At 39.1% G+C, this 26,810-nt stretch carries 23 protein-coding genes and 1 pseudogene; 12 read left to right on the forward strand and 12 right to left on the reverse strand.

The features are described from left to right. Positions 1 to 115: 115 nt before the first annotated feature. Positions 116 to 256: a hypothetical protein gene (locus ACE1CC_RS32530; RefSeq protein ID WP_413274582.1), complete on the reverse strand. Its 141-nt coding sequence runs from the start codon at positions 254 to 256 to the stop codon at positions 116 to 118. A gap of 24 nt (positions 257 to 280) precedes the next feature. Further along, positions 281 to 2,224, reverse strand: coding sequence for a protein kinase domain-containing protein (locus tag ACE1CC_RS32535; RefSeq protein WP_413274583.1), 1,944 nt, complete (start codon positions 2,222 to 2,224; stop codon positions 281 to 283). A 90-nt stretch (positions 2,225 to 2,314) separates the two neighbouring features. Between ACE1CC_RS32535 and ACE1CC_RS32540 the strand changes: the two genes are divergently transcribed. The 5 genes from ACE1CC_RS32540 (at position 2,315) to ACE1CC_RS32560 (ending at position 7,060) form a co-directional block, all read left to right on the forward strand. After that, the gene (locus tag ACE1CC_RS32540; protein WP_413274584.1) at positions 2,315 to 2,929 is read left to right on the forward strand and encodes a hypothetical protein; all 615 of its coding nucleotides are present in this window, start codon (positions 2,315 to 2,317) and stop codon (positions 2,927 to 2,929) included. 260 nt (positions 2,930 to 3,189) lie between these two features. Continuing rightward, positions 3,190 to 5,883, forward strand: coding sequence for a class I SAM-dependent DNA methyltransferase (locus tag ACE1CC_RS32545; RefSeq protein ID WP_413274585.1), 2,694 nt, complete (start codon positions 3,190 to 3,192; stop codon positions 5,881 to 5,883). Between the two features lies 1 nt (position 5,884). Then, the gene (locus ACE1CC_RS32550) at positions 5,885 to 6,052 is read left to right on the forward strand and encodes a type II toxin-antitoxin system HicB family antitoxin (protein WP_413274586.1); all 168 of its coding nucleotides are present in this window, start codon (positions 5,885 to 5,887) and stop codon (positions 6,050 to 6,052) included. 27 nt (positions 6,053 to 6,079) lie between these two features. Next, positions 6,080 to 6,274 carry a DUF2283 domain-containing protein gene (locus ACE1CC_RS32555; RefSeq protein WP_413274587.1) on the forward strand — a complete coding sequence of 65 codons (195 nt, stop codon included), beginning with the start codon at positions 6,080 to 6,082 and terminating at the stop codon, positions 6,272 to 6,274. Positions 6,275 to 6,475: 201 nt separating this feature from the next. Further along, entirely contained in the window at positions 6,476 to 7,060 is a 585-nt protein-coding gene (locus tag ACE1CC_RS32560) for a Uma2 family endonuclease (protein WP_413274588.1), read from the forward strand. On the opposite strand, the pseudogene ACE1CC_RS32565 reads toward ACE1CC_RS32560, so the two are convergent. The 4 genes and pseudogenes from ACE1CC_RS32565 to ACE1CC_RS32580 form a co-directional block, all read right to left on the reverse strand. Continuing rightward, positions 7,055 to 7,660, reverse strand: a pseudogene (locus ACE1CC_RS32565) (DUF29 domain-containing protein). The gene ACE1CC_RS32560 and the pseudogene ACE1CC_RS32565 sit on opposite strands and share 6 nt — an antisense overlap. Positions 7,661 to 7,718: 58 nt before the next feature. Next, positions 7,719 to 8,381 carry a methyltransferase domain-containing protein gene (locus tag ACE1CC_RS32570; protein WP_413274589.1) on the reverse strand — a complete coding sequence of 221 codons (663 nt, stop codon included), beginning with the start codon at positions 8,379 to 8,381 and terminating at the stop codon, positions 7,719 to 7,721. 147 nt (positions 8,382 to 8,528) lie between these two features. After that, complete coding sequence (locus ACE1CC_RS32575) at positions 8,529 to 10,628, reverse strand: M3 family metallopeptidase (protein WP_413274590.1); 2,100 nt, start codon at positions 10,626 to 10,628, stop codon at positions 8,529 to 8,531. Positions 10,629 to 10,795: 167 nt separating this feature from the next. Next, positions 10,796 to 11,113: a carbon dioxide-concentrating mechanism protein CcmK gene (locus tag ACE1CC_RS32580; RefSeq protein WP_413274591.1), complete on the reverse strand. Its 318-nt coding sequence runs from the start codon at positions 11,111 to 11,113 to the stop codon at positions 10,796 to 10,798. Positions 11,114 to 11,378: 265 nt separating this feature from the next. Here ACE1CC_RS32580 and ACE1CC_RS32585 point away from each other — a divergent pair, with 265 nt between their 5' ends. Further along, positions 11,379 to 11,840 carry a DUF29 domain-containing protein gene (locus ACE1CC_RS32585; protein WP_413274592.1) on the forward strand — a complete coding sequence of 154 codons (462 nt, stop codon included), beginning with the start codon at positions 11,379 to 11,381 and terminating at the stop codon, positions 11,838 to 11,840. A gap of 73 nt (positions 11,841 to 11,913) precedes the next feature. Here ACE1CC_RS32585 and ACE1CC_RS32590 read toward each other — a convergent pair whose 3' ends face one another. The 3 genes from ACE1CC_RS32590 to ACE1CC_RS32600 all read right to left on the reverse strand — a co-directional run bounded on the left by ACE1CC_RS32590 (position 11,914) and on the right by ACE1CC_RS32600 (position 15,955). After that, on the reverse strand, positions 11,914 to 12,924 hold the full coding sequence (locus tag ACE1CC_RS32590; protein WP_413274593.1) for an NAD-dependent epimerase: 1,011 nt from the start codon (positions 12,922 to 12,924) through the stop codon (positions 11,914 to 11,916). A gap of 9 nt (positions 12,925 to 12,933) precedes the next feature. After that, entirely contained in the window at positions 12,934 to 15,111 is a 2,178-nt protein-coding gene (locus tag ACE1CC_RS32595; RefSeq protein WP_413274594.1) for a Tex family protein, read from the reverse strand. Positions 15,112 to 15,208: 97 nt separating this feature from the next. Beyond that, positions 15,209 to 15,955: a DUF3891 family protein gene (locus ACE1CC_RS32600; protein ID WP_413274595.1), complete on the reverse strand. Its 747-nt coding sequence runs from the start codon at positions 15,953 to 15,955 to the stop codon at positions 15,209 to 15,211. Positions 15,956 to 16,185: 230 nt separating this feature from the next. On the opposite strand from ACE1CC_RS32600, the gene ACE1CC_RS32605 reads away from it, so the two are divergent. Next, positions 16,186 to 16,803 carry a hypothetical protein gene (locus ACE1CC_RS32605; protein ID WP_413274596.1) on the forward strand — a complete coding sequence of 206 codons (618 nt, stop codon included), beginning with the start codon at positions 16,186 to 16,188 and terminating at the stop codon, positions 16,801 to 16,803. A gap of 7 nt (positions 16,804 to 16,810) precedes the next feature. Here ACE1CC_RS32605 and ACE1CC_RS32610 read toward each other — a convergent pair whose 3' ends face one another. Beyond that, entirely contained in the window at positions 16,811 to 17,305 is a 495-nt protein-coding gene (locus ACE1CC_RS32610; protein WP_413274597.1) for a DUF4385 domain-containing protein, read from the reverse strand. A gap of 90 nt (positions 17,306 to 17,395) precedes the next feature. Then, positions 17,396 to 18,862, reverse strand: coding sequence for an alpha/beta hydrolase (locus ACE1CC_RS32615; protein ID WP_413274598.1), 1,467 nt, complete (start codon positions 18,860 to 18,862; stop codon positions 17,396 to 17,398). Between the two features lie 58 nt (positions 18,863 to 18,920). Here ACE1CC_RS32615 and ACE1CC_RS32620 point away from each other — a divergent pair, with 58 nt between their 5' ends. From ACE1CC_RS32620 to ACE1CC_RS32630, 3 genes are all read left to right on the forward strand, one after another. After that, the gene (locus ACE1CC_RS32620) at positions 18,921 to 21,089 is read left to right on the forward strand and encodes a DNA phosphorothioation-associated putative methyltransferase (protein WP_413274599.1); all 2,169 of its coding nucleotides are present in this window, start codon (positions 18,921 to 18,923) and stop codon (positions 21,087 to 21,089) included. Between the two features lie 2 nt (positions 21,090 to 21,091). Continuing rightward, complete coding sequence (locus ACE1CC_RS32625) at positions 21,092 to 21,970, forward strand: hypothetical protein (protein WP_413274600.1); 879 nt, start codon at positions 21,092 to 21,094, stop codon at positions 21,968 to 21,970. Between the two features lie 68 nt (positions 21,971 to 22,038). Then, positions 22,039 to 23,229 carry a DNA cytosine methyltransferase gene (locus ACE1CC_RS32630; RefSeq protein WP_413274601.1) on the forward strand — a complete coding sequence of 397 codons (1,191 nt, stop codon included), beginning with the start codon at positions 22,039 to 22,041 and terminating at the stop codon, positions 23,227 to 23,229. On the opposite strand, the gene ACE1CC_RS32635 is transcribed toward ACE1CC_RS32630, so the two are convergent. Further along, the gene (locus tag ACE1CC_RS32635) at positions 23,206 to 23,784 is read right to left on the reverse strand and encodes a hypothetical protein (RefSeq protein WP_413274602.1); all 579 of its coding nucleotides are present in this window, start codon (positions 23,782 to 23,784) and stop codon (positions 23,206 to 23,208) included. The two genes, ACE1CC_RS32630 and ACE1CC_RS32635, sit on opposite strands and share 24 nt — an antisense overlap. 15 nt (positions 23,785 to 23,799) lie before the next feature. On the opposite strand from ACE1CC_RS32635, the gene ACE1CC_RS32640 reads away from it, so the two are divergent. Further along, positions 23,800 to 25,446, forward strand: a complete 1,647-nt coding sequence (locus ACE1CC_RS32640) for an ABC transporter substrate-binding protein (RefSeq protein ID WP_413274603.1) — start codon at positions 23,800 to 23,802, stop codon at positions 25,444 to 25,446. A gap of 159 nt (positions 25,447 to 25,605) precedes the next feature. Beyond that, the gene (locus ACE1CC_RS32645) at positions 25,606 to 26,616 is read left to right on the forward strand and encodes an ABC transporter permease (RefSeq protein ID WP_413274604.1); all 1,011 of its coding nucleotides are present in this window, start codon (positions 25,606 to 25,608) and stop codon (positions 26,614 to 26,616) included. Positions 26,617 to 26,810: the final 194 nt, after the last annotated feature.

The following is a 26,810-nucleotide window of genomic DNA, read 5'->3' on the forward strand; positions in this document are numbered from 1 at the left end:
ATAAATGTTACAAACCAGGGAACGGTGCGTTAGGCACGGGAATTTATTGATGGATTGGAATGCTGAATTTATCGCCCGTGCCTAACACACCCTACGATTAAATAAGATTTTGTTATCACCATAAATCCGGGAGAGCCATCCTTTGATTAATTTTAGCTCGAATATTGCGATCGCGCAGAGACTCAAGCCACTCAGCAAAAGGAATCCTTCCATCTACTGTAATATAAAGCTGAACATCTCTTGGTTGTACTTCCATAAATATATTTAAAATCCTGAAATTTTATGGAACTTGCCAAATTTTAATAGTTTTATCCCCACTACCGCTAACTAATAACTTACCATTAGGACTGAAAGCAACAGCAAAAACAGGCGCAGTATGTCCCTGAAAAGTAGCTAATTGTTCTCCAGTCATCAAATTCCATAACTTAATAGTTTTGTCATCACTGCCACTAGCTAAAGTTTTACCATTTGGGCTAAAGGCAATAGAATTAATATCAGCTGTATGTCCTCCTGTAAAAGTACGTAATTCACGTCCTGTATTTACATTCCACATCTTAATAGTTTTATCATCACTACCGCTAGCCACTAGTTGACCATCAGGACTCAAAGCAATAGAATTAATATCACCTGAATGCCCGTTTAAACTGCGTAATTCCTTACCTGTTTGCCAATCCCAAACTTTCACAGTTCTATCGACGCTACCGCTAACAAGAGTGCGATTATTAGGGCTAAAGGCAACAGAAAGTATAGGAGCCGAATGCCCATTCAAAGTACGAACTAGCTGTCCGGTTTTCCGGTTCCAAATTTTGATAGTATTGTCATAACTACCACTAGCAATATTTTGATTATCAGCACTAATTGCTACAGAATTAATCAGAGCTTTATGACCCGTTAAATTAAGTAATTGTTTGCCAGTTTTTAAATTCCAAACCTTAACAGTGTTATCCTTACTACCACTAGCTAAAGTTTTTCCATCAGGACTAATAGCAACTGAATAAACTAAATCAGAATGACCCTTAAGGGTGCGGATTTCTTTACCTCCATACAGTTGCCACAACTTAACAGTTTTATCATCACTACCGCTAGCAATTGTTTTGCCGTCTCGACTGACAACTACAGTATTTACTTCGCCGGAATGCCCTCCTAAAGTGCGGGGATTAGTAGACTTCTGCCAATACCAATAACCACCACCTGCGAACAGCAAAAAAGCAGTTCCTAACCCAGCAATTAAAGTCTTAGTTTGGCGATTAATTCTTGGTTTAGCAGCCGGATTATCGATTATTGATGATGATGGCTGGGTAATTTGAGTGACATTTTGATTGATTGTTGTTGGTAAACTTGTAGAATGCAAATCTTGCCAAACTTCATCTGCTGATTGATAACGCTGTTGCAGATCTTTTTGCAACAGTTTATTTAGCACATAACCTAAATTATCATTGATGGGTTTGGGCAAATATTGCTGCCAATTTTTTGTCCATTCATAACCGCTATTGACAAACAAATTATGGGGGCTAGTTTGAGTTAATAACCTAAAACAAGTCACACCCAAACTATACAAATCACTGACAGGATATGCTGTGCCATCTTGCATTTGTTCGACTGGGGCATAGCCGAGAGTGCCGATGTGAGTACCTGGTTGACTCATGGCAGTTGCCGTTAAATGTTTGGCTATGCCAAAATCAATTAACACTAATTTGCGATCGCTGCGACGACGAATAATATTATCGGGTTTGATATCGCGGTGAATTACCTGTTGTCGATGTACAAATTGCAGGACTGGTAATATATCAATTAACAATTCGCGAACTTTTTGTTCGCTAAAAGCGCCTTGTTTGCCCAACTCCTGCAACAAGTTATCTCCTTCGATAAACTGTTGCACCAAATATAGAAGTTTATCTTCTTCAAAATAGGCGAAAAGCGTAGGAATTTGGGTATGTTCTCCTAGTAATTGCAGTCGCCTTGCTTCTTGCTGAAATAGTTCGGTAGCTTTTTTAATTGCCCAGCTACCCTGCGCTTGGGGTAAAAACTGCTTGACAACACATCGCTCATTGAGTTTATCTAGATCTTCAGCGAGGAAAGTTCTGCCAAATCCTCCGGCACCGAGTAGCTGAATTACACGGTAACGGTTACGCAGGGGCGCAAGTGTTGCCCCACAACTTTGGCAAAACTCAGTCCCATCAGGGTTTTCAGGGTTATGGCAATCTGGATTAAGACAACAAATCATACTTTCGACAGACGCACCCTCCTCTGTTAATGGTAAATCTTCTTTCAGGACAGTCGGAGTTATTTTGGAGTGATTACTGAAGTATCTGCTATGAATACCAAGTTAATCAAGAAGGGCAAAAATCTACTACTCACAAGCATCTTAGCTGGTATTTGGTTGGGAAATGGTTCAGCGATAGCCCAACAAACTAGACCTGCAAGACAAGTTTCTGATGCCCAGGTAAGCGCGATGGTGGAAGCTTTGCGAAAGGCAGCGCCTCCAAACCGCGCCAATGACGGGATGTACAGTGATTGGCAAGTTTTGCCAGCTATTATTCCTGACTGGACTAAACGCTGTTTGGGAAGGCAACTGACTCCTGCTCAATTTGAGTCTGACGCTAAAGCCGCTAGGGATACTGTAGCCTGTATTGCTCGAAGGGAGTTCAACAGGTTGTATAGTGCGACTGGTAATGAAACTGCTGCTGTACGTGGTGCTGCTTGTTGGTGGATGACTGGTAAAGACAACGCTTGTACCAGTGGCGCGACTGCGACTTACGTGCAAAAGGTGGTGGGTTTCTATCAGCAACAGGCGCAAACTAATACTTCTTCGCCAACCGAGAAACCTGCTGCTTCTGGGAGTAAACCTGCGGCAACTCCGACTGCGGAACCTGCTAGCCAACAAACTGAGGAACCAGCGGCTAGTCCAAAACCAACTTCAATAAATTGAGATCTTGCACCTGTCGTTTTAGCCCGCCTGCGAATCAATTCGCAGGCTAATAGCTAAAGTCCATTAAAATGGACTGAAAGATAAAAATTTTAAGTTGTAGTTGTAGGGTGCGTCAGACCATGAATCTTATCGACAGAATTAGGGTTTGAGTTTCTGACGCACCTTACTAATTTAGATAAATTTAACTATAAATTTGGTTTTTAGATAAAAAGGTATCAGATAATTAAAAATTAGACCGATCGCGCTAATTTTTAATCCAGATGACTGATATACTGAGGAATATTCAAGGCTTTGTTGATTACGTTCGGAGTTTACGGGGAGATGAAAAAGGGGAGGCGCAAGTATTTTGCGATCGCCTTTTCCAAGCATTCAATCACGCAGGTTACAAAGAAGCAGGAGCCGAATTAGAATATCGAGTAAAAGCCAAAGGTAAAAGCACAAAGTTTGCCGATTTGTTATGGCGACCTCGGTTATTGTTAGAGATGAAAAAACGAGGGGAAAAACTAGAAAAACATTATCAGCAAGCTTTTGAATATTGGTTAGAATTAGTGCCGCAACGTCCAAAGTATGTAGTGCTTTGCAATTTTGATGAGTTTTGGATTTATGATTTTGATATTCAGCTTCGGGAACCTGTGGATCGGGTGCGTTTGGCGGAGTTAGGCGATCGTTTCACCGCCCTTAACTTTCTCTTCCCCGAAAATCGCCAACCTTTATTTAATAATAACAAAATTGATGTTACTCGCACTGCCGCTGATAAAGTTGCTCAAGTTTTTAATCGCTTAGTGCAGCGAGGCGAAAAAGTAGAAAACGCCCAAAGATTTATCCTTCAGTGTGTAGTAGCTTTGTTTGCTGAAGATATTGATTTATTACCTAGAGGTTTATTCACCGAATTTTTAAGTGAATGCCAAACAAATCGCGTCAGTTCTTATGATTTAATTGGCGGATTATTTCGGCAAATGGGAACTCAACGCCCCGCACCCAAAGATAGCCGCTATCGAGATGTACCTTATTTTAATGGTGGCATATTTTCAACTGTTGAACCCATACACCTGACTAGAAGCGAAATTGACTTGCTATTAGAAGCAGCAGCGGAACGGTGGTCAAAAGTCGAACCTGCGATTTTTGGCACGTTATTTGAGTCTAGTATGGGTAAAGAAGAACGTCACGCTTTGGGTGCTCACTACACTAGCGAGGCGGATATTCAAAAAGTAGTTTTACCGACAATTATCCGCCCTTGGCGAGAACGAATTGAAGCGGCAAATACCTTAAAAGATTTGCTTTCGCTGCGACAAGAGTTAATCAATTTTAAAGTCCTCGATCCTGCCTGTGGTAGTGGTAATTTTCTCTATGTTTCTTATCGGGAGTTGAAGCGGTTAGAGGCTGAGTTATTAGGGAAAATTCATCAGAAATCTACTCGTGCTGCTAATGTAATTGGTACGATGTCACTAGTAAAAACCAGTCAGTTTTACGGCATTGATATTAAACCTTTTGCAGTGGAATTAGCCAAAGTAACTTTGATGCTGGCGAAAAAGTTAGCACTGGATGAAGAAAACCACTTGCTTAATGTGGCGCAGATGAATTTACCATTGGATATGGATCAGGCGTTACCTCTGGATAATTTGGATCAAAATATTCGCTGTGATGATGCTTTGTTTTGTGAGTGGGAAACTGTTGATGCAATTATTGGTAATCCGCCTTTTTTGGGTGGCAAACATATTCGTTTAGTTTTGGGTGATAAATATGTCGATCGCATTTTCGCCAAATTTCCTGATGTCAAAGATTCAGTTGATTTCTGTACCTACTGGTTTCGCCTTGCTCATAATCATTTAAGAGTAAATTGCCGTGCTGGTTTAGTCGCAACTAATTCAATTTCTCAAGGCAAAAGTCGTAAAGCTGCTTTAGATTACATTACCCAAAATGACGGCTGTATTTATGATGTTATCTCCACACAACCTTGGTCTGGTGAAGCGAAAGTACACATCAGCATTATTAATTGGCTAAAAACATCTGAAACTAAGGAATTAACTTATCGGATAGATCACAAAATTGTCCCAAACATAACTTCTTCTCTCAAAGCTGAAGTTGATGTTTCTCAAGCCGTGCGATTAAAAGCAAATCTTAACTTGTGTTTTCAAGGTGTAATTCCGGTTGGCAAAGGTTTTATTGTCACTGAATCGCAGGTAAATAAATGGATTCAATCCGATCCTAAAAATTGCGAAGTTCTCAAATTATTTTCGATGGGTGCAAATCTAGCACAAAATCCACAGGGAAAGCCAGAACGTTGGATTATTGATTTTGATAATCGTAGTTTAGAGGAAGTCAGTGATTATCTACTGCCATTCGATCATGTCAAAAAATACGTTAAGCCTGAGCGAGAATCTAATCGAGAAGCAATAATGAGAGAAAAGTGGTGGCGATTTAAACGCACAAATGAAGGAATGCGAAAAGCTCTAGCTTCTTTACCCTATTGTTTCGCCGTTCCTAGAGTATCGAAATGGTCAATTTTTATTCCTTTCCTATCTAACTGGCTAGCAGGTGATAAATCAGTTGTTGTTGCTTGTGATGATTTTTATGTTCTTGGTATCCTCACTTCTAGCACCCATCGCATCTGGATGCACGCACAAAAATCAACACTTAAAGCAGATATTGCCTACACCCACAACACCTGTTTTGAAACCTTCCCCTTTCCCCAAAATTGCCCAGAAAAAATCAAAACTGAAATTCGCGCCGCCATGCAAGCTATACATGATTATCGCACCGAACAAATGGAGCGCAAACAGTGGGGAATTACTCAGTTATACAACCAATTTTTTGCTGAACCTGCTAGCCAACTCGCCAAACTTCATGCTCAATTAGATCAACTCGTTTGTAAAGCTTATGGTATCAAAGCTAATGATGATGTATTAAAGTTTTTATTAGAATTAAATTTTGAAGTAGCAAAGGCAGAATATTAAGATGAAAAACAGAGAATTTTACGTTGTAATTGAACGAGATGAAGATGGAATTTATATCGGTGAAGTTCCCCAACTTAAGGCTTGCTATAGCCAAGGAGAAACTATTGATGAACTGATGCAGAATATTCGTGAAGTGATTAAAATGTGCCTGGAAGAATTAGAAGAATAGTCAGAGCATGAAACAGGAGATCTAGATATGAAGAAGATTAGCTATAGCAAAGATGTTGATGCTCTTTCGATCGAACTTTCCCCTGAGCCAATAGTTTATGCTGAAGACGAAGGACAAGTTATTTTGCATTATTCTCAAGATGACAAACTTGTTTTAGTAGAAATTTTGGACTTTCGGCGTTTTATGTCAAATGAAACTCTGAGTGCATTGCTAACTACTTAACGCAAGTTGCTAGTTATTAATTTTCAGGCTGTAGGGTGCGTCAGATAGTAAAATTTTGGATATTATCACTAATTTTGGGTTTCTGACGCACCCTACTCAATATAACTAGCAACTTGCGTTACTTAAAAGAAATTACCAAAACAGGAAGCTAGGCTAACTAAACAGAAAACCAGCAACTTGAAACATTAGGATCGACGAATTATGATCGCTCAAACTGAAACAAAAACCTACACACCAGAAGAATATCTAGAACTTGAAATTGCCTCAGAAACTCGCAACGAATATCGCAATGGAGAAATTATCGAGATGACTGGTGGAACACCTGACCATAATGATATTGCTGGAAACCTTTATATTCTTCTTAAGCTTGCTCTCAAAGGAAAAGCTTACAGAACTTTTTATGTAGATCAAAGGCTTTTGATTCCAGAAGTTAGGGTTTATACTTATCCTGATGTGATGGTTTTACCCAAACCTATAGAACTACAAACTGGACGGAAAGACACAGTAATAAATCCTTGTTTTATTGGGGAAGTTCTATCTAAGTCTACGCAAAATTACGATCGCAGCGAGAAATTTGCCCCCTATCGCACTATTCCCAATTTCCAAGAGTATCTTTTAATCGACCAATATCGCATTCATGTAGAACATTATGTAAAAACTGCTGTCAATCAATGGCTTTTTTCCGAATATGACGATCCCAATATTAACCTAACTTTGAATATGTTTGAATTGCCAATTTTAATTGCCGATCTCTATGAAAACATTGATTTTCCTAACGAATCATAGATCATCTTCATTTTCCCAGAATATTTCGGTTAAAATTGCATCTAAATCGCTGCTAAATTGCCATGTTTGGGGAAACTGTGTTTCGGGATATTCTTCTGACACTTCGGAAAGTGCTTCTTGATAAATCTCTGCAAATTCTGCTAGTAAATGATTGCTTAAGCTTGGGGCTTTTTTCAAAAGTCGATTTAAATCATTTCGCTGGGTGCGAATGGTAACTTGCCAACCGCGAAAACAATCAGGTAAAGGGACGTAACACCGCTTGAGAATGTGAGTAAAAATTGTTTTTAATCGACTTTCTAAGTAGGTGCAAATAAATAAAGTGATCATAGTTATTTAAGGATGGGGTGGGCATCCTGCCCACCCCACAATAAAGCTGTAACTCTTGTGGGGTGGGCATCCTGCCCGCCTTGGTTTTCACTTTATTTACCTATACCTACTTACTTCATGCTTTTGTGAAATTCCCAAAGCTTCAATTTCCTCCACCAAGTTATCCCAATCTAAGTTGTGAATATCTCGCGCTTTTAGCTTTGCTGCGGTGTCTTCTAACCACAGGGCGAAATCGCGATCGTACAATGATGATTGAGTAATTTTAGGTATCATCAGATTTTCCTGATCTTTTTCCAGCTAAAGAGGCACAGCCGAGTAGTTCATAACACATTTATAATCTTTTTTGTAAGACAATACAAGTTACAGAAATATCTCGGAAAAGCCATAAACTATATCGCAGGGAATCTACCCACCTGAGCGGTTGATAAATAGGTAAGATTAGTCGAATTATCATCGCGAGTAAATATAGTATTGGTGTGATAGAAGTTGATTTAACCAAAGTTCCTCCCTCGACAATTTTACCCTGAATCAATTTTAAATCTGGAAAAAGATTACTCAATTCTTCAATATTAGGTCGGAACATTGTATCTATGGGATCTCGATGGTAGGGATACTGATAGGGAACTGTCACAAATAGATAACCTCCATCTGGGATAATAGAGCTAATAATTTTACAGATTTCCTCTTTGTTGGTTATATGTTCAAGTAGATTAGAACACAACACAGATTTAATATTCATTTGGGAAATTTTCTCTAAAAATAGAGGATTGTATAAATCTCCTACTAGATCAATTCCTACATCATTTTTTATGTCAGTATGAATTATAGAATATCCCTTTTTTCTGGCTGGCTTGAACAAAAAATCATCTATCCAAGGTTGTTCTTTCTCTCGAAAATCTTGGTTTTCACTTCCAATGTTCAACAGCGGAAATACATGATCTGGCGCTATAGAATAAATAATATTTGCCAGCCAGCTTGCTTCTTCTCGTAACATAATGATTTGATACTAGTCTCGGTATGGTAGCTCAAAAACCTGGTTTTGGGAACAGGGGACTGGGGACCCAGATGATTTCTCGTTCCCAGGTTCAACCTGGGAACGACTATTGGGAGGTTCTACCTCCTAGTTGTGCAAGATCTGAGTTTACCCTTTTAGCCCACTGTGTCTAAGCAATGCTTCGGTATTTGGTTCTCTACCTCGGAAAGCTTTAAAAACTTCCATTGGATGTTTGCTACCGCCTAATGCTAGGACTGTTTCGCGGAAAAGTTTACCTGTTTCGGTGATGGCGGGTTCATTTTCTAAACCTGCTTCTTCAAAGGCGGAGAAGGCATCGGCGCTAAGAACTTCTGCCCATTTGTAGCTGTAATATCCAGCTGCGTAACCTCCGCCAAAGATGTGATTGAAGGCGCACAAAAATGCGTCTTCGGGTAAGGGTGGGATGACTGTGGTGGTTTTGGCGAGGCGGTTTCTGACATCGGTGACTTTTTCTGCGCCTCCGGGTTGATAGCGATCGTGCAATTCGATATCCAAAAGGCTAAAGTGAATTTGGCGCAATGTGCCGCTACCACTCATGTAGTTGCGTGCGGCTAAGAGTTTTTGGTAGTAATGTTCGGGCAAAGGTTCGCCTGTTTCGTAATGCTTTGCCATGTTGAATAGGGTGTTGCGATCGTAACACCAATTCTCCATAAATTGACTCGGCAATTCTACCGCGTCCCACTCAATATTATTAATTCCAGCTGCTCTCCGATAATCAACTTTGGTAAGCAAATGTTGTAAACCATGACCAAATTCATGGAATAAAGTTTCCACTTCCATAAAGGTCATTAAACTGGGTTTACCATCCACTGGCGGAGTTTGATTGCAAACTAAATATGCCACTGGCAAACGAGTTGTTTCTGTGCCAGCTTCCATGATTTTTGCCCGCACAATACATTCATCCATCCAGGCACCACCGCGTTTTTCTGCGGGGCGACTGTAGGGGTCTAAATAAAAGTATGCAATGGGGTTTCCGGTTTCATCAGCTACTTGGAAATAACGCACATCTTCATGCCAAACAGGGGCAGTACCATCAGCAGCAGTAATAGTTACACCGAATAGCCGTTTTGCTAAAGAAAACAACCCATCTAATACTTGTGGTAAGGGGAAATAAGGACGCAATTCTTCAGCGTTGAACGCATATTTTTCTTCCCGTTGCCGTTCTGACCAAAAACTAATATCCCAGTGTTTCAAGTCGTTAGCTTCGGGGGCATTTTTGGCAGCAGCAAAAGCTTTTATTTCTGCCAAATCTTTAACAGCCGCATCGTAACTAGCTAGACGCAATTCTTCCAACAATGCTTCTACTGCATCGACATTGGGAGCCATTTTTTTGTCTAAACTTAACTCTGCATAACTGTTAAAACCAAGGATGCCAGCTTGTTCTTTTCGTAGTTCTAAAATGCGTTCAATAAGCGGGTAATTGTTCAATTCACCACTGGAAGCGCGACTAATAAAAGCGCGATAAAGTTGTTCTCGTAAGTCGCGCCTAGTGCTATGTTGCATGAAGGGAACATAGCTGGGAAAATCTAAGGTGATGCGCCAAGGGCCATTTTCTGGGGTGGCGTTTTCTTCTCCAGCAGCACGGGCAGCTTGAGCAGCTAAACTGAGTAAACTGGGAGGCAAACCGTCAATTTCTTCTTTAGTTGTGAGGGTTAAACTAAAAGCTTTGGTAGCATCTAAAACATGGTTGGAAAATTTGGTTCCCAGTTCGGCTAGTTCTAATTCAATGGCGTTGAAACGTTCTTTTTCTTCACCTTCTAAACCTACGCCAGAAAGTTCGGCATCTTTAATTGCTGATTCGACAATTCGCTGTTGTGCTGGTTGTAATTTATCCCAATCTGGGCTTTGGCGCAAAGCTTTAAATGCTTCGTAGATGGGCTTACTTTGGTTGAGTTTGTTCCAAAATTGCACAACTTTTGGTTGGACGTTTTCGTAAGCTTGGCGCAGTTCGGGGCTGTTTTTTACTCCCATCAAATGACCAATTACTCCCCAACTCCATATTAGGGGATCGTTTAAACAATCTAAGGGTTCAACTAAACCACTCCAAGTGGGCTGAACATTGGCTTCTAATTGGGTGAGTTCTGCTTCTAGTTTAGGAAGTAATTCGGCAAATGCAGGTTCTACTTGTTCTGGTTTAATGGCATCAAAGGGAGGTAGTCCTTTGCCAATTAACAGGGGGTTATGAGTAATGGTAGAGTTGGCAATCATGGTTTGGTTTTTACTACAGTTCCTTTACTTTAGGTTAACGTAAATTTAATTTTTAGTTAGGAAAATTTAGGTTTCAATGGAATATTTCATGTTTATAGTTAGTGGTTAGCAGTTAGTAGAAATTTTGACTAAAGGCTAACAACTAACACGATTAAAAACTAACTTTGTCAAGCCCGAAGATAAGCTTCAACTTCCCGACTGTTATGAATTGGTAGTACAGTCTCGACATTAGCATGAGGGCGAGGAATTACGTGATAAGAAAGCAATAATTCTTCTTCTGTATTGACTGTGGCTACTGCTCTTACCCCTGCTTCCACAGAGGTTGTTACCTCGGCTACATCTCCTCGGACAATGAGTGTATAGCGGGCACTGCTGACTTTCTCCATACCGACAAGTGTCACACGGGCGGCTTTCACCATCGCATCTGCCACTGCTAAAGCTGGAGGAAGACCCTTGACTTCAACCATACCGACCGCTCCTGGCATCGTAAGACTCCCACAATAATTACGGCATACTCGACTTTAATTGTACTTTGAATGATCTACTAAATTAGCAAGTAAATTTCTTGGGCTGTTCAGCGTTTAAATAGGGTATGAGGGGAACAGGGAATAAATGATTTAAATTAACAACAGCTTATGGGAATAAGAAGTTTTTCTTAACTGTTACCGTAGCTTAGTAAAATTACCGTTAATTTAGTACATTTAATTATGATGATATTATTGCACTATTTAATGAATTGGTAAGAAAATTATGTCTAATCTTTACCAAATGGATTTTTATGCTTGGGCACAAGAACAAGCTGAGTTACTGCGTCATCAAGAGTGGCAAAAGTTAGATTTAGCAAATTTAATTGAGGAAGTTGAATCTTTGGGAAAACAACAACGCCAAGAATTGCGAAATCGTTTGAGTATTTTGATTGGTCATTTATTAAAGTGGGAATATCAAAGGGAACGGCGGAGTCGTAGTTGGTTGGCAACAATTCGAGTCCAAAGACGTGATATTTTGAGGTTAATGCGAGATAATCCTAGCTTGAAACCTTACTTGCTAGAAATTTTACCGGAAGCTTATGAAAATGGCAAAGATTTAGCGGTGATGGAAACTAATTTGCCTTACAAAACTTTTCCTTCTGTTTGTGGTTATGTGTGGGAAAATATTTTGAGCGATCGCTTTTTTCCCGGTGAACCAAGTATTGAGTTAGAGGAAGAGTTTTAAATAGCTTCTGGTAAAAATTTGGATGGTGCGTTACGTTGTCACTAACGCACCCTACAAATATAGAAATAGTCATTTAAACTTTGTAGTAAGAGCGATACCATTTCACAAAGTTATCAATTCCTACTTCGATCGATGTGGTGGGTTTAAAGCCTACATCTTTAGCTAAATCGTCTACGTCTGCGTAGGTTGCTAACACATCTCCTGGTTGTAAAGGTAACATATTTTTTTCGGCTTTGATTCCCAAACAATCTTCTAAAACTTCAATGAATCGGATTAATTCTACGGGTTGATTGTTGCCAATGTTATAAAGTCTGTAAGGTGCTTTACTTGTGCTGGGATCTGGGTGTTCTCCTGACCATTCGGGATTGGGTTCTGGTATTTTATCTAAGGTGCGAACTACCCCTTCGGCAATATCTTCAACGTATGTAAAATCTCGCCGCATTTTTCCATAGTTAAATACATCAATTGGTTTGCCTGATAAAATTGCTTTGGTGAAGGCAAATAATGCCATATCTGGACGACCCCAAGGGCCATAAACGGTGAAAAATCTTAGTCCGGTTGTGGGTAAATTATACAAATGACTGTAGGTATGAGCCATTAATTCATTAGCTTTTTTTGTAGCAGCATAAAGGCTCATTGGATGGTCTACGTTATCGTGAACGGAGAATGGCATTTTGGTATTTGCACCATAAACAGAACTGCTGGAAGCAAATACTAAATGTTGGAGATTTTGCTGGCGACAACCTTCTAAGATGTTGATAAAACCGACTACGTTACTATTTACATAAGCATGGGGATTTTTTAAGGAATAGCGAACGCCTGCTTGTGCAGCTAAATGTGCTACCCGAGCGAATTGATGTTCGGCAAATAGGTTTTCCATGCCTTCGCGATCGGCTAAATCTAACTTAGAAAAAGTAAAGTTTGGTCTGCCTTCTAATTGTGCTAATCTGCTATATTTAAGATTTACGTCATAATAATCATTTAGGTTATCTAATCCTATGACTTCATCTCCTCTATCCAGCAATTTTTGTGCTACAAAAAAACCTACAAATCCGGCTGCTCCGGTAACTAAAATTTTCGCCATATATTCTCCTTATTTTCTCCCAGCATTGGCTTGATTAACGGCTTTCATTGATAAGCTAATTCGCTTCAATTTTTCATTAACTTCCATCACTTGTACTTTCACAACTTGTCCGACTTTGACTATTTCTTTGGGGTCTTTGACAAAGCGATCGGCAAGTTGAGAAATATGTACTAAACCGTCTTGATGCACGCCGATATCTACAAATGCGCCAAAGTTAGCAACATTGGTGATAATTCCTTCTAATTCCATCCCAACTTTTAAGTCGGAAATTTCTTTGATTCCTTCTTTAAAGGTAGCATATTTAAATTCAGCACGGGGATCTCTTCCGGGTTTTTCTAATTCCGAGAAGATGTCTCGAAGTGTCGGTAATCCAACTTTATCAGTGGCATATTTATTCAGATTAATTGATTTGAGTTTTTCGGCTATTTGGGTGATATTATTGAGAGGTACTTTAAGGTCTTTGGCGATCGCTTCTACCACACCATAACTTTCAGGATGCACCGCAGTATTATCTAAGGGATTATCGCCACCACGAATTCTTAAAAATCCGGCTGCTTGTTCAAAGGCTTTTGGCCCTAATTTGGGTACTTTTAACAGTTGACGACGATTTTTAAAAGCGCCATTTTCGTTCCGATAACTAACAACATTTTTCGCAACTGTTGGTGTCATCCCGGAAACAAATGTTAGTAATTCTTTGGATGCGGTATTCAAATCTACGCCAACATAGTTAACGCAACTTTCGACGGTTTCATCTAACTTTTTCTTGAGCAATTTTTGGTCTACATCGTGTTGATATTGTCCGACACCGATCGATTTGGGATCGATTTTTACTAGTTCCGCTAAGGGATCTTGTAAACGCCGACCGATGCTAATTGCTCCTCTTACGGTAACATCAAGATCGGGAAATTCGGAAATGGCAACATCGGAAGCGGAATAAATTGATGCGCCTGATTCGTTTACTATAACTTTAATGGGTTTGCGATCGCTATCTTTTAAAACTTCGGCAACAAATTCATCTGTTTCGCGGGAAGCTGTACCGTTACCGATCGCAATTAACTCAATGTTGTACTTTTGAATTAAACTTTTTAAACTGTTAGCTGCTTGGGTGCGTTGTGCTGCGCTTTGATGGGGGAAAATGGCTTGATATTCTAAAAATTTACCTGTTTCGGAGAGGACTGCTACTTTACAACCTGTGCGAAATCCGGGATCGATCGCTAAAGTTGGTTTCATTCCCGCTGGAGAAGATAACAACAACTCTCGCAAATTACTTTCAAAGGTTTTAATTGATTCTAAATCTGCATAACCTTTCTTTTCGGCGCGAACTTCTGTAATTAAAGAAGTTTTCATCAACCGATTGAAGGCATCTTTGATCATTTCCTGGTAAAATTGTTTGACTTGAGGAATCTTAGTTTTAATGTTTTGAGATTCCAGGTAAGACAGAACAACGGAGTCGTCAAAAGCTAAATCTAAATCTAAAATTCCTTCAGTTTCACCCCGCAACAATGCCAACATATTGTGAGGGGCAATATTTCTGACGGGAATTTGGTAATTGCGATACATTTCAAATTTGGTGCTTCCTTCGGGATGTTCTTCTTTAATCCGGGAAACAAAGACACCTTCTTCTAAAAAGTATTCACGCAAGTAAGCACGCAATTCGGCTTTTTCTGCAACTTCTTCGGCTAAAATATCTGAAGCCCCTTTGAGTGCATCTTCGGTTGTTTTTACTCCTTTTTCTTCGGAAATGTAGTTTGCTGCTTCTGCTTCTAAAGGTGTGGGTTTGGCGTTGCGATCGTTCAGAGATTTAATAAATTCTGCTAACCCTTCCAAACCTTTTTCTCTAGCAATTGTGGCGCGAGTTCTACGTTTAGGTTTATAAGGAAGATAAAGGTCTTCTAATTCATTTTTTTGTAAACAAGATTCGATTTTAGCTTTTAATTCATCAGTAAGTTTACCTTGGGAAGCGATCGCATCTAAAATTGTCGCTTTTCTTGCTTCTAATTCTGTGAGGTAGGTAAAGCGATCGGAAATATTGCGAAGTTGTATTTCATCAAGTGCGCCAGTGCGTTCTTTACGATAGCGTGCAATGAAGGGAATTGTTGCACCTTCAGCGAAGAGATCCAGTGCATTTTGCACTTGCGAAGGTGCGAGGGAAAGTTCTTGTGCGAGAAGTTGCGGAATGTTCAACATCGAATCTATTCAACCGTTACCAGTGAGATAACTTTTTGGTCATCTTCTAGGGTAACAAATGTTTGGCAACTTCTCACTTAATTAAGATTGTTTGCGATTAATCTGAAGAGTTGGTAAAAGTCCACTCTAGAGTTTTTATTGGTGCAACTTGCAGCGCTTGAGCTAAAACTTCGTTGTTCTCAAATACTACTTGATTTAAGTAAGTTGCTTCCACATTAACAGTAAAGCTTTCCTCTTCAAAAGGCCAAGGTTTTACATACACAGTTTGATCTTGTTTTTGAATTACATCATAACGTTGACCTTCGGCATCTTTGCCAATTTCTAAATAACGTTCACCTGCTGGTAATTGACGATTACAAAGGATGAGTGAAAGGCGATCGCATAACTGGAAAAAAGCATAAGTTTGTGCTGCTTCTTCTTTGCTAATTCCTAACTCTTCTCGCCATTGTTTTTGATTTTGCAATTGTTCATCAAGAAAGCTATCTAATTCTGGTAATTTTCCCCGGTTTCCTTCACCTAAAAAGCTAACGTGCATCGAAATTAACATTGCTACCCAACGTCCTCGATATCGGGAATTTTTAGTTAATTCTCGCACTTTTTCTATGTCCGATCCTTTAGGCACTCCTTTAATCAGCGTAAAGTCTAAAGGTGTGCCAACTTCTGTTAAGTGATTGCCTTCCCATTCTTTTTCTAAATCATCATGATGAGAAATTGCTGCTACTGTTTCTACAATGCGTCTGGGTCGATCGCTTTTTCGCCAATTTCCGGCAATTTGCGCCGCCAATAAAGCATGAGCGCGATGATAAATTATTTCCCAACCTTTCTCATGTTGGTTAGCAATCATGGATTTTCTTAGCTCCTAGTTTATTTAGTAGGGATAATTCATGAATTATCCTTGTAAAATTGTAATTGTTGAATTTTTCACACAACCTCTGTAGAAAGAATGATTTTTTATTCACCAAACAACAAGGAACAGAAATTATAAATGTAGGGATAATTCATGAATTATCCCTACATTTATAATTGCTCATAACTGATCTCACATTTTTAGTCAACCTATCCCAGGAAATAGCTATGAATCTGAATCTGCGAATTATTGCAACCTTAAACTGTCTATTACCAATTGCTACTTTTACCGTAATTACAGCTACAAAGACTGTGGAAGCACAAACAACAGCTGCAAATTGTTTACGAGAAGCACAAAACTATTTTTATTCTGCACTTTTTGGGAGTTCAGTTACAAAGGAGAAAGCAGCTAATTTAGCGGCAGAATTATGTCGAGAATACCGAAGTCCAGAAACTTTAATTTGTGCTAAGGAAGCGCAAAAACTTTTCGAGGATGCTTTGTTTGGTAAATTCAGTAATGATGAGAGAAAAGAGCGATCGCTAACTTTAGCAGTAGACTTATGTAAGCTAGCAGGAACTAAGCAAAGTGTTATCTGTGCCACAGAAGCACAAAAATTTTTGGATAACACTTTTTTTGGGATTTTGAATAATGAGGAAAAGTCTGAGCGATCGACAACTTTAGCTGTAGACTTGTGTAGAGTTGGCGGTACAACTGAAGCTGTAACCTGCGTTAAAACAGCATATCCCGGATTTGATGAAGCTCTACTTGACCAAGATTTAAGCATGAATGAAAGACGGATGCAAGCTGTAGAAAGAGCAGTAGAATTTTGTCGTCAAGCAGATTGATAGTTAACTATTCTTTTTCATACAACTGTTTATGATTTTGTAAAAGTTGTAAATATTTTTCATTGGTTTTTGCCAAAGTCCATTTTTCTTTAAATATTGCCGCAGATTCAGCTTTTATGGGATCGACTTCATTGGGGAGGATATTTTTTCTCGCTGCTAACTGAGCTTCTTTAGTGCTTTCTTTTTGCGGATTTTTCTCATACTTCCTGCCACTTTTATGATTAGCATATCGGCGCGATCGCGTGTAACCCATTTGGAGAAACTTTCGCGCCATATCTGCGCCTACAAAATCATCTTGTTCCAAATAGTCAAGAAACATTTGATAGATTTTTTCGCTAGATTCTTTAGCAATTTCGGGAGTTTTAAAGCGCCAGTAAGGAAGAATTTCAGATTTATAAGGTTCGACTAAAAGTACTCCTTGTTCGCCTTTTCCAACTCGGTAAAGTTCGGGGGAGGAGCGAAAATCGAGGTTTTTAAAATCTAAATTATAATCAAAAGCCATTATTTTCACCTCTTTCAAAAGTTGAATTTTTGTTTATTTGAAGAGTGCGATCGCGCTTGGATAATAGCGCTAAAGCGCAACAACATACCCCTACCCAGCTAAGGGAAAAGCAGCAGCAAGCGTCCAACCAAAAAACAAAGTACTTCCTAAAGCATAAGTCCAAACATCATTAACTTGAGACGCAGCGAAAGCCAGAATTCCAAAAACTAGGGGAAATATTGGCAGCAAAAGATAGATAAAGCTGAGTGATGGCACTAGGGAAACCGCTACAATTAAACCTGTAATTAAGAGAATACTTTGGCAAAACCACCAAGCTAATCGTTTGCCTATTCCTACATTTTGTTGGACGATTTCTGATGCTAAAAACCAAGGTAAACAAGCAATAGAAAGTATAGGAAAAACTAACAAACGTGAGGGAATTAACCACCATTGTAACCAGACTACTTGTGCCATTGCGCCAAAGGCAATCCAAAGTAGTGCAAATAGTCCTAAACCTAAGAGTAAATTTTTTATTTTAGGACGGGGAAATTTCCAGATAGTAATTAGCCAAGTTGTACCTGCCAAAAAGAACCAAACACCCAAAGCGCCGCCTACTAATAAACCGCCTAAACTTTCTAGTTCGATTCGCGTAGCGATCCCTTCGGGAATCGCACCATCCAAAGAATAAAGCAACCCACTTGCCACAAAAGGCGCTACCAACAAACCCGCAAAACTTCTCAACCAAGAAACTTTTTGATGATCATTAAAACTGGATTTCGGAGCAATTGCAGCTAGTAAAATCAACCATCCTAATAAGTGTAAACCGTAAAAAAGCATCCTGCGATCGAGATATTTACTATCACTTTGCAACCCAAAAGTTGCATCTAACCATTTACGCGCCGCTTGGTGACTCTCATCCCGAAACAAAATTGTAATATGTTCGGCATTGGGAACAATAATTAATTCTCGTCCCTTTCCCGCTGCCAAATTTTGATTTTCTCCCCCCGCACCTTGCAACAATTTCTCTGCATTCTTAACAAAACCCGGTTCCCAACTACCTGCTTGTAGCTGAAGGTTGCGCGGTGTCGCAGGTGTCACGCCTCTACCCGTAGGAGAAACCGCAACTGTCGCCGCAAAACTTTGAGAATCTTTCATTGCAGCAAAAATTACTGCGCCGCTACCCATAGAATGACCCAAGGAAGCTAAACGCGACGCATCTATTTGCGGTTGTTCCAACAAAGCAGCAGTCGCAACATCAATATATTTTTGTAGTGAATCAAATTTTAGTGGTGTCGCATTAGCACCATGACCGCCAAAATCCCACAATAATACACCATATCCAGCGTGCGCTAATGTATGCGCGTAACCCAACATTAACTGTTTTGAACCTGCGAAACCATGCGCCACTAAAATACCGGGAATTTTGTCTTGGTTTTTTGGCGCAACGTATAGCATGGGTACGTTATCGCGGGAAAAAGAACGTACTACCAGTCCATTTTGTGCAGTTGCTACACCCCACCAAGAAAAGGCGATCGAAAACAGAGCAATTGTTAGTAAAAATATACGTTTGCGAGTCATCCAAATTCCCCAAGTAGAGTTATTCTTATTCAAAAAGATAGCTGATTGAGGGTAAGTAATGACTAGCTTTAGTCTCAGTGACGAACTGCTTTTTCGCTTGGAAGAACCGGGTGCGATCGAAACTTGTTGTTTGCAAAGTGCGATCGGTAAAAAATTACCCAATGCTCTTTACGTACACATTTCCGCTATTGAAAAACTCGACCCTTTATTGCGTCTTCATTATAACCGTTTCCTCTCAATTGTAGACAGGCAAATTGATCGAGCAAACATAGTTAAATTTCACACCAACGAAGCAAAAATATCTTTCCTATTTTATCCCGAATTCGACACAGATCCCCATCCCGCTTTACAGGCTAGTATCCAAGTTGACCTTAAAGATCGTAGTATTAACTATCGAAATTATTCTACTGCTGATAATCCGCCAATTCTCCATCGCAAAGAAACTTTTGTTACAGAAGAATATCCTAATTACGCAGAATTTGCCGAACTGACTCGCCAAGAAGAAATATTAGGACTTCTTGACAAAACCAACTTTATTGGCACGCTCAGAGCTTGGCAAGAATGTTTAGACGAAAAAGGTATAGAAATTCGCAATCATCGCATCTTTATCATTACAGAAAGTGGCGAAGAATTAGACTTTAAAGAAAACAATTACCAATTACCAATTACCAACTACCAATTACTATTCCCACAAATTCAACGCCACCGAGCAGCAATGGTGCGCCGAGATATTTCTCGTCCAGTGCGTTTAGCTTTAGAAGCAAATATCTTTAATCAAGATAGCACTTTTTTTGATTATGGTTGCGGTTATGGCGGAGATGTAAAACGCATTGCTGAACAAGGTTTTGTCAGCTATGGATGGGACCCATACTACTTCCCATATAATCATATTATTGCTGCTGATATTGTCAATATTGGTTACGTAATTAATGTGATTGAATGTCAGAAAGAAAGGCGAGAAGCTTTACTAAAAGCTTGGGAATTAACCAAACAAGTTTTAATTGTTTCGGCACAGGTTTTAATTGATGATGAAAGGCGCGGTCAAGTAGCATATAACGATGGGTTTATTACTCGCAAAAATACCTTTCAAAAATATTACCAACAAGAAGAGTTAAAAGTTTATATTGACCAAGTTTTAGAAGTAGATTCGATTCCCATTGCTTTAGGAATTTACTTTGTTTTTCGCGATCCAATTCAAGCGGAAAATTTTCGTGCTTCTCGTTGTCGATCGCGCCTCTCCACCCCCAGAGTTAAATACATCGATAAACGCTTTGAAGACTATCAAGAATTACTCCAACCTTTAATGAACTTCTTCACCGAAAGAGGTCGTCTTCCCCTACCAGGAGAATTCCCCCAAGAAGCGGAATTAAAAGCAGAATTCGGCAGAATTAGTCGTGCTTTCCAAGTAATTTTACAAGCTACTGACCAACAGGAGTGGGATATGATTACGGAAAAACGTTACTCAGATTTACTACTTTATCTTGCCTTACAGAATTTCAATGAATCTCACAAATTAAAAGATATCCCTCCAGTTATTAAAAGGGATATAAAAGGACTTTTTGGTAGTTATAGAAACGCCAAAGAAGCCGCTGAAGGAATGTTGTTTAGTTTAGGAAATTTAAGCATTATAAATAAATGTTGTGAAGCCAGTCAAATAGGGAGCAAACGTGCTAATGCTCTTTATGTTCATGTTTCCGCTTTGCCAGAACTTGACTATCGTTTGAGAATTTACGAAGGTTGCGCCAGTAGAACTATTGGTCGCATGGATGGCGCAACTTTAATCAAATTTCATACCAAACAACCGAAAATTTCCTATCTATTTTATCCCGATTTTGACACAGAACCCCATCCAGCTTTACACACTAGTATGCAGATTGATTTAAGAGATTTGCACGTCAGTTATCGTGATTATTCTGATTCAACCGATCCTCCACTTTGGCATCGTAAAGAAACAGTTTTAACTCCTGATTATCCAGATTATGAAAAGTTTGCCAAACTTAGTCAACAAGAAGAAAGTTGGGGATTATTTGATCATTTACATAGTATTAGAACGCTGAAAGGTTGGCAAGGTTGTTTAGATGAACATTGTGCAGAAATCCGCAATTATCGATTGTATTGGCAGAAAAATGCTGACCCTTATCGCTTGAAGTTAGCGCAGTCTGCTAAAAAAGCACGGCAAAAAAGTAAAATGGTTGTTGCCAGTGATGAAATTTCGATGGAAGGTTAGCTGTGGCAGAATCACCCGCTCATGCGTTTGGTCAAAAACTGGGTGAGTTTTTGGAAATACTTGTAGAACATTTACTAATTCCAGTAGCTACCAAGCATGGACTATATATAGATAGAAAGGGTTTGCGTCCAGCGAGAAAAAACCTCAAGAAAGCCACCTGGACTGATAAATACGGTAGTAAGCATGACCTAGATTTTGTGTTGGAACGTGGAGGTAGTGATAGCAAATTAGGAGATCCAATAGCATTTATAGAGGCTGCTTGGCGCAAAGGCACAAGACATTCAAAAAATAAAGTTCAGGAAATTCAAGGGGCTATTTTACCTTTAGTAGAAACGAATAGTTATTTTGCGCCTTTTGCAGGTGCAGTTTTGGCAGGAGACTTTACTGCTCCTGCAATTCAACAATTACAAGGCTTAAAGTTTAAAGTTCTGTATTTTCCAACTAATACAGCTGCTCAAGCTTTCCAAAAGTTTGGCTTAGATATTATTTCCAATGACACAACACCTAGAAATGAATATTTAGCTAAAATAGCAGCTTATAACGCTTTCACTCACACTGAGCGGATTGAAATTATTCAGGAAATGATTAAGCTGAAACAGCAAGACGTTGATGAATTTATCCAAACATTAGAAAATTCCATTACGAGGCAGATAATTTCCTTGCGAGTACTTCCCCTTCACGGAAGAGCATTTGAGCAAAATTCTGTATTAGAAGCGATCGACTTCGTGGCAAATTATAGTGCAACTGCTGTTGATACTCCAGTGCTAAAGTTTGAAATTGAGATTAGGTATTGTAATGGAGACAAGATACAAGCGACAATATCTGACAAAAATAATGTGCTGAATTTTCTGAATAATTACTTACCAGTTACTCCTCCTTGAGCGGTTGCTACTTATTAGAATATATCCAGACATACAACCATTTTCATTGTTAGTAAATAGTTAAAAATATGACAGATAATTTCACTTGTATAGATCTTTTTTGTGGCGCTGGGGGATTAACAGAAGGTTTTCGTAAGGCTGGTTTTACCTCCACTTTTGCAGTTGATTGTGATGAGCAAGCGGTAGAAACTTTTCGCTATAATCACCCTGATACTGTTTGCCTACATCGCGATGTTCGATCTTTAAGCGGGAAAGAAATTCTTCATGCAGCTAATCTCACCCCTGGAGATGTTGATGTTCTTTGCGGTGGGCCACCTTGTCAAGGCTACAGTCTTGCAGGTTTGAGAATTACTAACGACCCAAAAAATAGCCTCTTCCTTGATTTTGTGCGCTTAACTAAGGAGTTACAACCCAGAGTAGTGTTGTTTGAAAATGTCGAGGGTATTAAGTCTATGCAAGGGGGAAATGTTGTTAGTGCGATCGAGCGAGAGTTTGAGCAAATTGGATATTATTGTGAGGCGCGTGTGCTCAATGCTGCTGACTATGGAGTACCACAACATCGACCACGTTTCATTTTGCTGGCAGTTCCCCAAGATGGCGCTATAATATCTTTTCCCCAAGCAACTCACGCACCTTTTAATCAACAGCAACAACTTCATTTGTTTGAGAAAATTCCCTTACCTTATGTAACTGCATGGGAAGCACTTTCTGACCTTCCAATGATAGTTGCTGGAGAAGGTGCAGAAGAATTAATACATAGTGGTAAATACTATTTTTCCTATCAACGCGATCGCCAAGGTAATCGCTTTCCAGGTAAAATTTTTAACCATCGTGCTACTAAACATAGTGAGCGAATTCAGACTCGTTATGCTCAAATCCCCGAAGGTGGTGATAATCGATTATTGCCGGATGAGTTGCGAACAAAAAAACGTAATGTTTGGAAGATCGATCGCCTGAAACCGTCCCGAACAGTAACTTGCAATCACAGAACAGATATTATTCATCCCATACTTCCTAGAGGCACAACTGTTCGGGAAGCTGCACGTCTTCAGTCTTTTGATGATGATTACCGATTTTTTGGGAATCTGACTCGTAAAGCTAAGTGGTTAACACAAGACGATCAAGTTGGAAATGCAGTACCACCATTGTTGGCTAATGCCCTAGCAATCCAAATTAAACACATATTGACAGAAAAAATTAAAGTTAATTCTGTAGCTGCTTCTAGTGATAAATGTTTAGTTCCTCCTTTGTTTAGCTAATTCTAACCAATGTTCAATTCCTTTTTTGCTGGGTTGTCCTGATGCGGTAAATGTCCAAATTTCTCTTTTATTTTGGGGGCCATAACTAATATGAATTGGTCGATCGACTCCGTAAAAATAAAGTGAGTCAAAGGGCAATTTTTGTGCTAAAATCCAGTCGATAACACGATCGCTCCCCACCCCCAAAATCAAAAAATCGCAAGCAGCACCCAACCTTTGACAGTAATACTTCCCATTTTTGTTGATCTCATGTGCAAGATGCTGGTCTATTTCTGGCGCAACTCGACCATTTTTTAAGCCTGTTTCTGGGTCTTTTTTGGCTAAATATTTTTTCAAATCTTTTGAGCAAAAACCGTAAGTAAGCCGAAATTTATCAATACCAAAATGCTCGATGATTGGCTCTAAAATAAACTGTGTTAAAGCTTCTATTGCAGGTAATGTTTCTGCTAAGTTTTCGGGAAAAGGATTGATTTGATCGGCGTACTTCTGATAAGTTTGAGTACAAGTACAAAACTCTTCGAGAGTGAGGTATTTTCCCAGTTTAACTTCTTTCATATCTTAGCAATTAACATGAGCAATTATAAAAGACGACAGTTATTTTTTTTGGCGACGGTTTGTACGATCGCTCTCATCCTGATCAACTGTAAAAGTACACAGAATAGCGATCGAACTACCCCCACCACTTCCACAACAAATCAACAAGTATTAGTTTACGGTTCGGGGGGTTCCCCAGTCAACCTAGAACCAGGAAATATTACTGATGGTAATTCGTTAATTGTCCAACAACAAATTTACGATCGCCTCTTAGAATTTAAACCAGGTACTACAGATTTGCAACCTAGTTTAGCTACCTCTTGGTCAGTTTCCCCGGATGGCAAAACCTGGACTTTTAAACTGCGTCCCGGTGTCAAATTTCACGACCGTACTGATTTTGATGCAGAATCGGTAAAGTTTAATGTGGAACGTTGGTGGGATGCGAAAAACCCCAACGGTTATCGCAACGCTGGGAAAAGTTATGAAATTTGGCAGCAAATATTTGGCGGTTTTAAAGGAGATCCAAACTCATTATTACAAGATTTCAAAGTAATAGATAAATCTACAATTCAATTTGTTTTAAAACAACCTTTTGCCGCTTTTCCTGCTGCCATTGGATCGGGATTTTTTGGTATGGCAAGTCCCGCAGCAATTAAAAAAGCTGGTGCTAATTATGGTACTCCTAATTCGTTAGCTGTAGGAACTGGGCCATTTATATTTAAAGAATGGCGAACAGGCGATCGCGTCACCTTAGCCAAAAATCCGAACTACTGGCAAAAAGACTTACCCAAAACTAATCAATTAGTAATCCGTTTTGTCACCGATCCCGCAGCCAGATTAGCTCAACTTCGTGCCGGACAAATTGATTTTACCGTCGATCTTGCACCAGATCAAATTAAAGAAATTCAAGGCGATCCTAATTTAGTAGCTGTTCCCCGTCCTTCTTTTAATGTTGGTTATTTGGCGCTGAATACTAGTTACAAACCTTTAGCGGATGTGAGGGTGAGACAGGCGATCGATCTAGCAATCAACAAACAACAAATAGTTCAAGCATTTTGGGGAGAATTAGGCGAAAATTCCCCTCATTTTATCCCATCTATCTTAAGTTGGGCGCAATCAAAAAACCTGACCAAACGCGAACAAAACCCGCAAAAAGCCAAAGAATTACTAACACAAGCTGGTTATCCAAACGGATTTGATTTAGAACTTTGGTATATGCCCGTTTCTCGCCCTTATTTTCCCACACCTAAACCAATTGCTGAGGCTTTTGCTGCTGATTTGAGTGCGATCGGGATTCGAGTTAAACTTAACACCAAAGATTGGGCAGCTTATATTGCCGATCGCAAAAAAAGCCCCGGATTTCAAGCATTTATGTTAGGTTGGACAGCTGATTATGGCGATCCCGATAGTTTTTATTACCCGCATTTTGGCCCCGGTGGAACCACAGATATTGGAGGTTGGAAAAACGCCAAAGTTATCCAACTTTTAAACCAAGGTAGGGCGACGGGAGATCAAGCAGCAAGGGCGAAAATTTATGCCCAAGTTGATGAAATTTTGCACCAAGAAGCTGTACGTTTACCAATAGTACATTCTCAACCACTTTTAGCAAAAAGAAAAAATGTTCAAGGTTGGATTCCCAGTCCTTTAGGTAGCGAAGATTTTGCCGGAATTCAAAAACAATGATAATTAATAAGGTACGTTGTTGGGGATTAGGGCTAAAAATAATAGCGAAAGACCCAAAAACAAACAAAAAAAAATTAAAAAAAATTTTAAAAATAATTCTTTTTTTTTTTTTTTTATTTCTAAATTTTTTCCCCACCCCCCCCAACAACGTACCTAATCATGTTTAAATACATTTTAAAACGTTTATTTAGTCTGCTTCCGGTTCTCATCGGAATCACCCTTTTAGTATTCACATTGCTGCATTTAATTCCCGGAGATCCAGCAGTGGTATTATTAGGAGAAAGAGCCACACCAGAACAGATAGAATCCCTAAGACAGCAATTAGGATTAAACCAACCATTACCAATTCAATATTTTAACTTTTTGTTCAATGTAATTCGCTTCGATTTTGGCAAAAGTATTATCAGCGGTATTCCTATTATTGATGAAATTACAACCCGTTGGCCTGCAACATTTGAATTATCAGTAGCAGCGATGTTAATTGCTTTAATTTTAGGAATTCCTGCGGGTATTTTTGCCGCAGTTCGGAAAAATAGCTGGTTAGATAACCTATTAATGAGTAGTTCTTTAATTGGAGTATCTTTGCCAGTTTATTGGTTAGGATTATTGCTAATTTACCTATTCGCCGTCAATTTACAATTACTACCTCCTAGCGGCAGAATTAGCGTTGAAGCAGGTTTTAACTTTAAACCAATCACAGGTTTTTTTGTTCTAGATTCTCTTCTTAAATTAGATTTCAATACTTTACAAGATGTCCTCTCTCATTTAATTTTACCAGCTATAACATTAGGAACAGTTCCTTTAGCTATTATCGCCAGAATTACTAGAAGTTCGATGCTAGAAGTGCTATCACAAGATTATATCCGCACTGCGAGAGCAAAGGGAGTTCCTGAATATTTTGTAATTTTAAAACACGCTTTAAAAAATGCTTTTTTGCCAATTAGTACGACTATTGGATTACAATTTGGAACTTTACTTGGTGGGGCGATTTTGACGGAAACAATTTTTTCATGGCCCGGAATTGGTTCTTGGATTTATGAGGGAATTTTAGCGAGAGATTATCCAGTTGTGCAGGGAGGAGTAATTTTTGTTTCTGTTACTTTTGTGTTAATTAACTTGTTGGTGGATTTATCATATACTTTGTTAGATCCCCGAATTCAGTATAAGTAATAAAGTACGTTGTTTGGGGTAAGAGCAACAAATTTAAGCAGAAAAGAAAAAAAAAAAAAATAATTTTTTATTTTTTTTTTTATTTAAATTTTTAAAAATTTTTTTTTTTTTTTTTTAAAAATAAAATATTATTTTTTTTTTTTTGGTTCCCCTCCCTCAAACCCGCCCCGCCCCCCCCCCCCACAACGTACTTT

The organism is Floridaenema aerugineum BLCC-F46, assembly GCF_041929345.1.
Lineage (GTDB): Bacteria > Cyanobacteriota > Cyanobacteriia > Cyanobacteriales > Aerosakkonemataceae > Floridanema > Floridanema aerugineum.

Bases quoted from the DNA above. Each gene is read 5' to 3' on its own strand.
- ACE1CC_RS32530 (WP_413274582.1), bottom strand. From the start codon at position 256: ATGGAAGTACAACCAAGAGATGTTCAGCTTTATATTACAGTAGATGGA.
- ACE1CC_RS32535 (WP_413274583.1), bottom strand. From the start codon at position 2,224: ATGATTTGTTGTCTTAATCCAGATTGCCATAACCCTGAAAACCCTGAT.
- ACE1CC_RS32540 (WP_413274584.1), top strand. From the start codon at position 2,315: ATGAATACCAAGTTAATCAAGAAGGGCAAAAATCTACTACTCACAAGC.
- ACE1CC_RS32545 (WP_413274585.1), top strand. From the start codon at position 3,190: ATGACTGATATACTGAGGAATATTCAAGGCTTTGTTGATTACGTTCGG.
- ACE1CC_RS32550 (WP_413274586.1), top strand. From the start codon at position 5,885: ATGAAAAACAGAGAATTTTACGTTGTAATTGAACGAGATGAAGATGGA.
- ACE1CC_RS32555 (WP_413274587.1), top strand. From the start codon at position 6,080: ATGAAGAAGATTAGCTATAGCAAAGATGTTGATGCTCTTTCGATCGAA.
- ACE1CC_RS32560 (WP_413274588.1), top strand. From the start codon at position 6,476: ATGATCGCTCAAACTGAAACAAAAACCTACACACCAGAAGAATATCTA.
- ACE1CC_RS32570 (WP_413274589.1), bottom strand. From the start codon at position 8,381: ATGTTACGAGAAGAAGCAAGCTGGCTGGCAAATATTATTTATTCTATA.
- ACE1CC_RS32575 (WP_413274590.1), bottom strand. From the start codon at position 10,628: ATGATTGCCAACTCTACCATTACTCATAACCCCCTGTTAATTGGCAAA.
- ACE1CC_RS32580 (WP_413274591.1), bottom strand. From the start codon at position 11,113: ATGCCAGGAGCGGTCGGTATGGTTGAAGTCAAGGGTCTTCCTCCAGCT.
- ACE1CC_RS32585 (WP_413274592.1), top strand. From the start codon at position 11,379: ATGTCTAATCTTTACCAAATGGATTTTTATGCTTGGGCACAAGAACAA.
- ACE1CC_RS32590 (WP_413274593.1), bottom strand. From the start codon at position 12,924: ATGGCGAAAATTTTAGTTACCGGAGCAGCCGGATTTGTAGGTTTTTTT.
- ACE1CC_RS32595 (WP_413274594.1), bottom strand. From the start codon at position 15,111: ATGTTGAACATTCCGCAACTTCTCGCACAAGAACTTTCCCTCGCACCT.
- ACE1CC_RS32600 (WP_413274595.1), bottom strand. From the start codon at position 15,955: ATGATTGCTAACCAACATGAGAAAGGTTGGGAAATAATTTATCATCGC.
- ACE1CC_RS32605 (WP_413274596.1), top strand. From the start codon at position 16,186: ATGAATCTGAATCTGCGAATTATTGCAACCTTAAACTGTCTATTACCA.
- ACE1CC_RS32610 (WP_413274597.1), bottom strand. From the start codon at position 17,305: ATGGCTTTTGATTATAATTTAGATTTTAAAAACCTCGATTTTCGCTCC.
- ACE1CC_RS32615 (WP_413274598.1), bottom strand. From the start codon at position 18,862: ATGACTCGCAAACGTATATTTTTACTAACAATTGCTCTGTTTTCGATC.
- ACE1CC_RS32620 (WP_413274599.1), top strand. From the start codon at position 18,921: ATGACTAGCTTTAGTCTCAGTGACGAACTGCTTTTTCGCTTGGAAGAA.
- ACE1CC_RS32630 (WP_413274601.1), top strand. From the start codon at position 22,039: ATGACAGATAATTTCACTTGTATAGATCTTTTTTGTGGCGCTGGGGGA.
- ACE1CC_RS32635 (WP_413274602.1), bottom strand. From the start codon at position 23,784: ATGAAAGAAGTTAAACTGGGAAAATACCTCACTCTCGAAGAGTTTTGT.
- ACE1CC_RS32640 (WP_413274603.1), top strand. From the start codon at position 23,800: ATGAGCAATTATAAAAGACGACAGTTATTTTTTTTGGCGACGGTTTGT.
- ACE1CC_RS32645 (WP_413274604.1), top strand. From the start codon at position 25,606: ATGTTTAAATACATTTTAAAACGTTTATTTAGTCTGCTTCCGGTTCTC.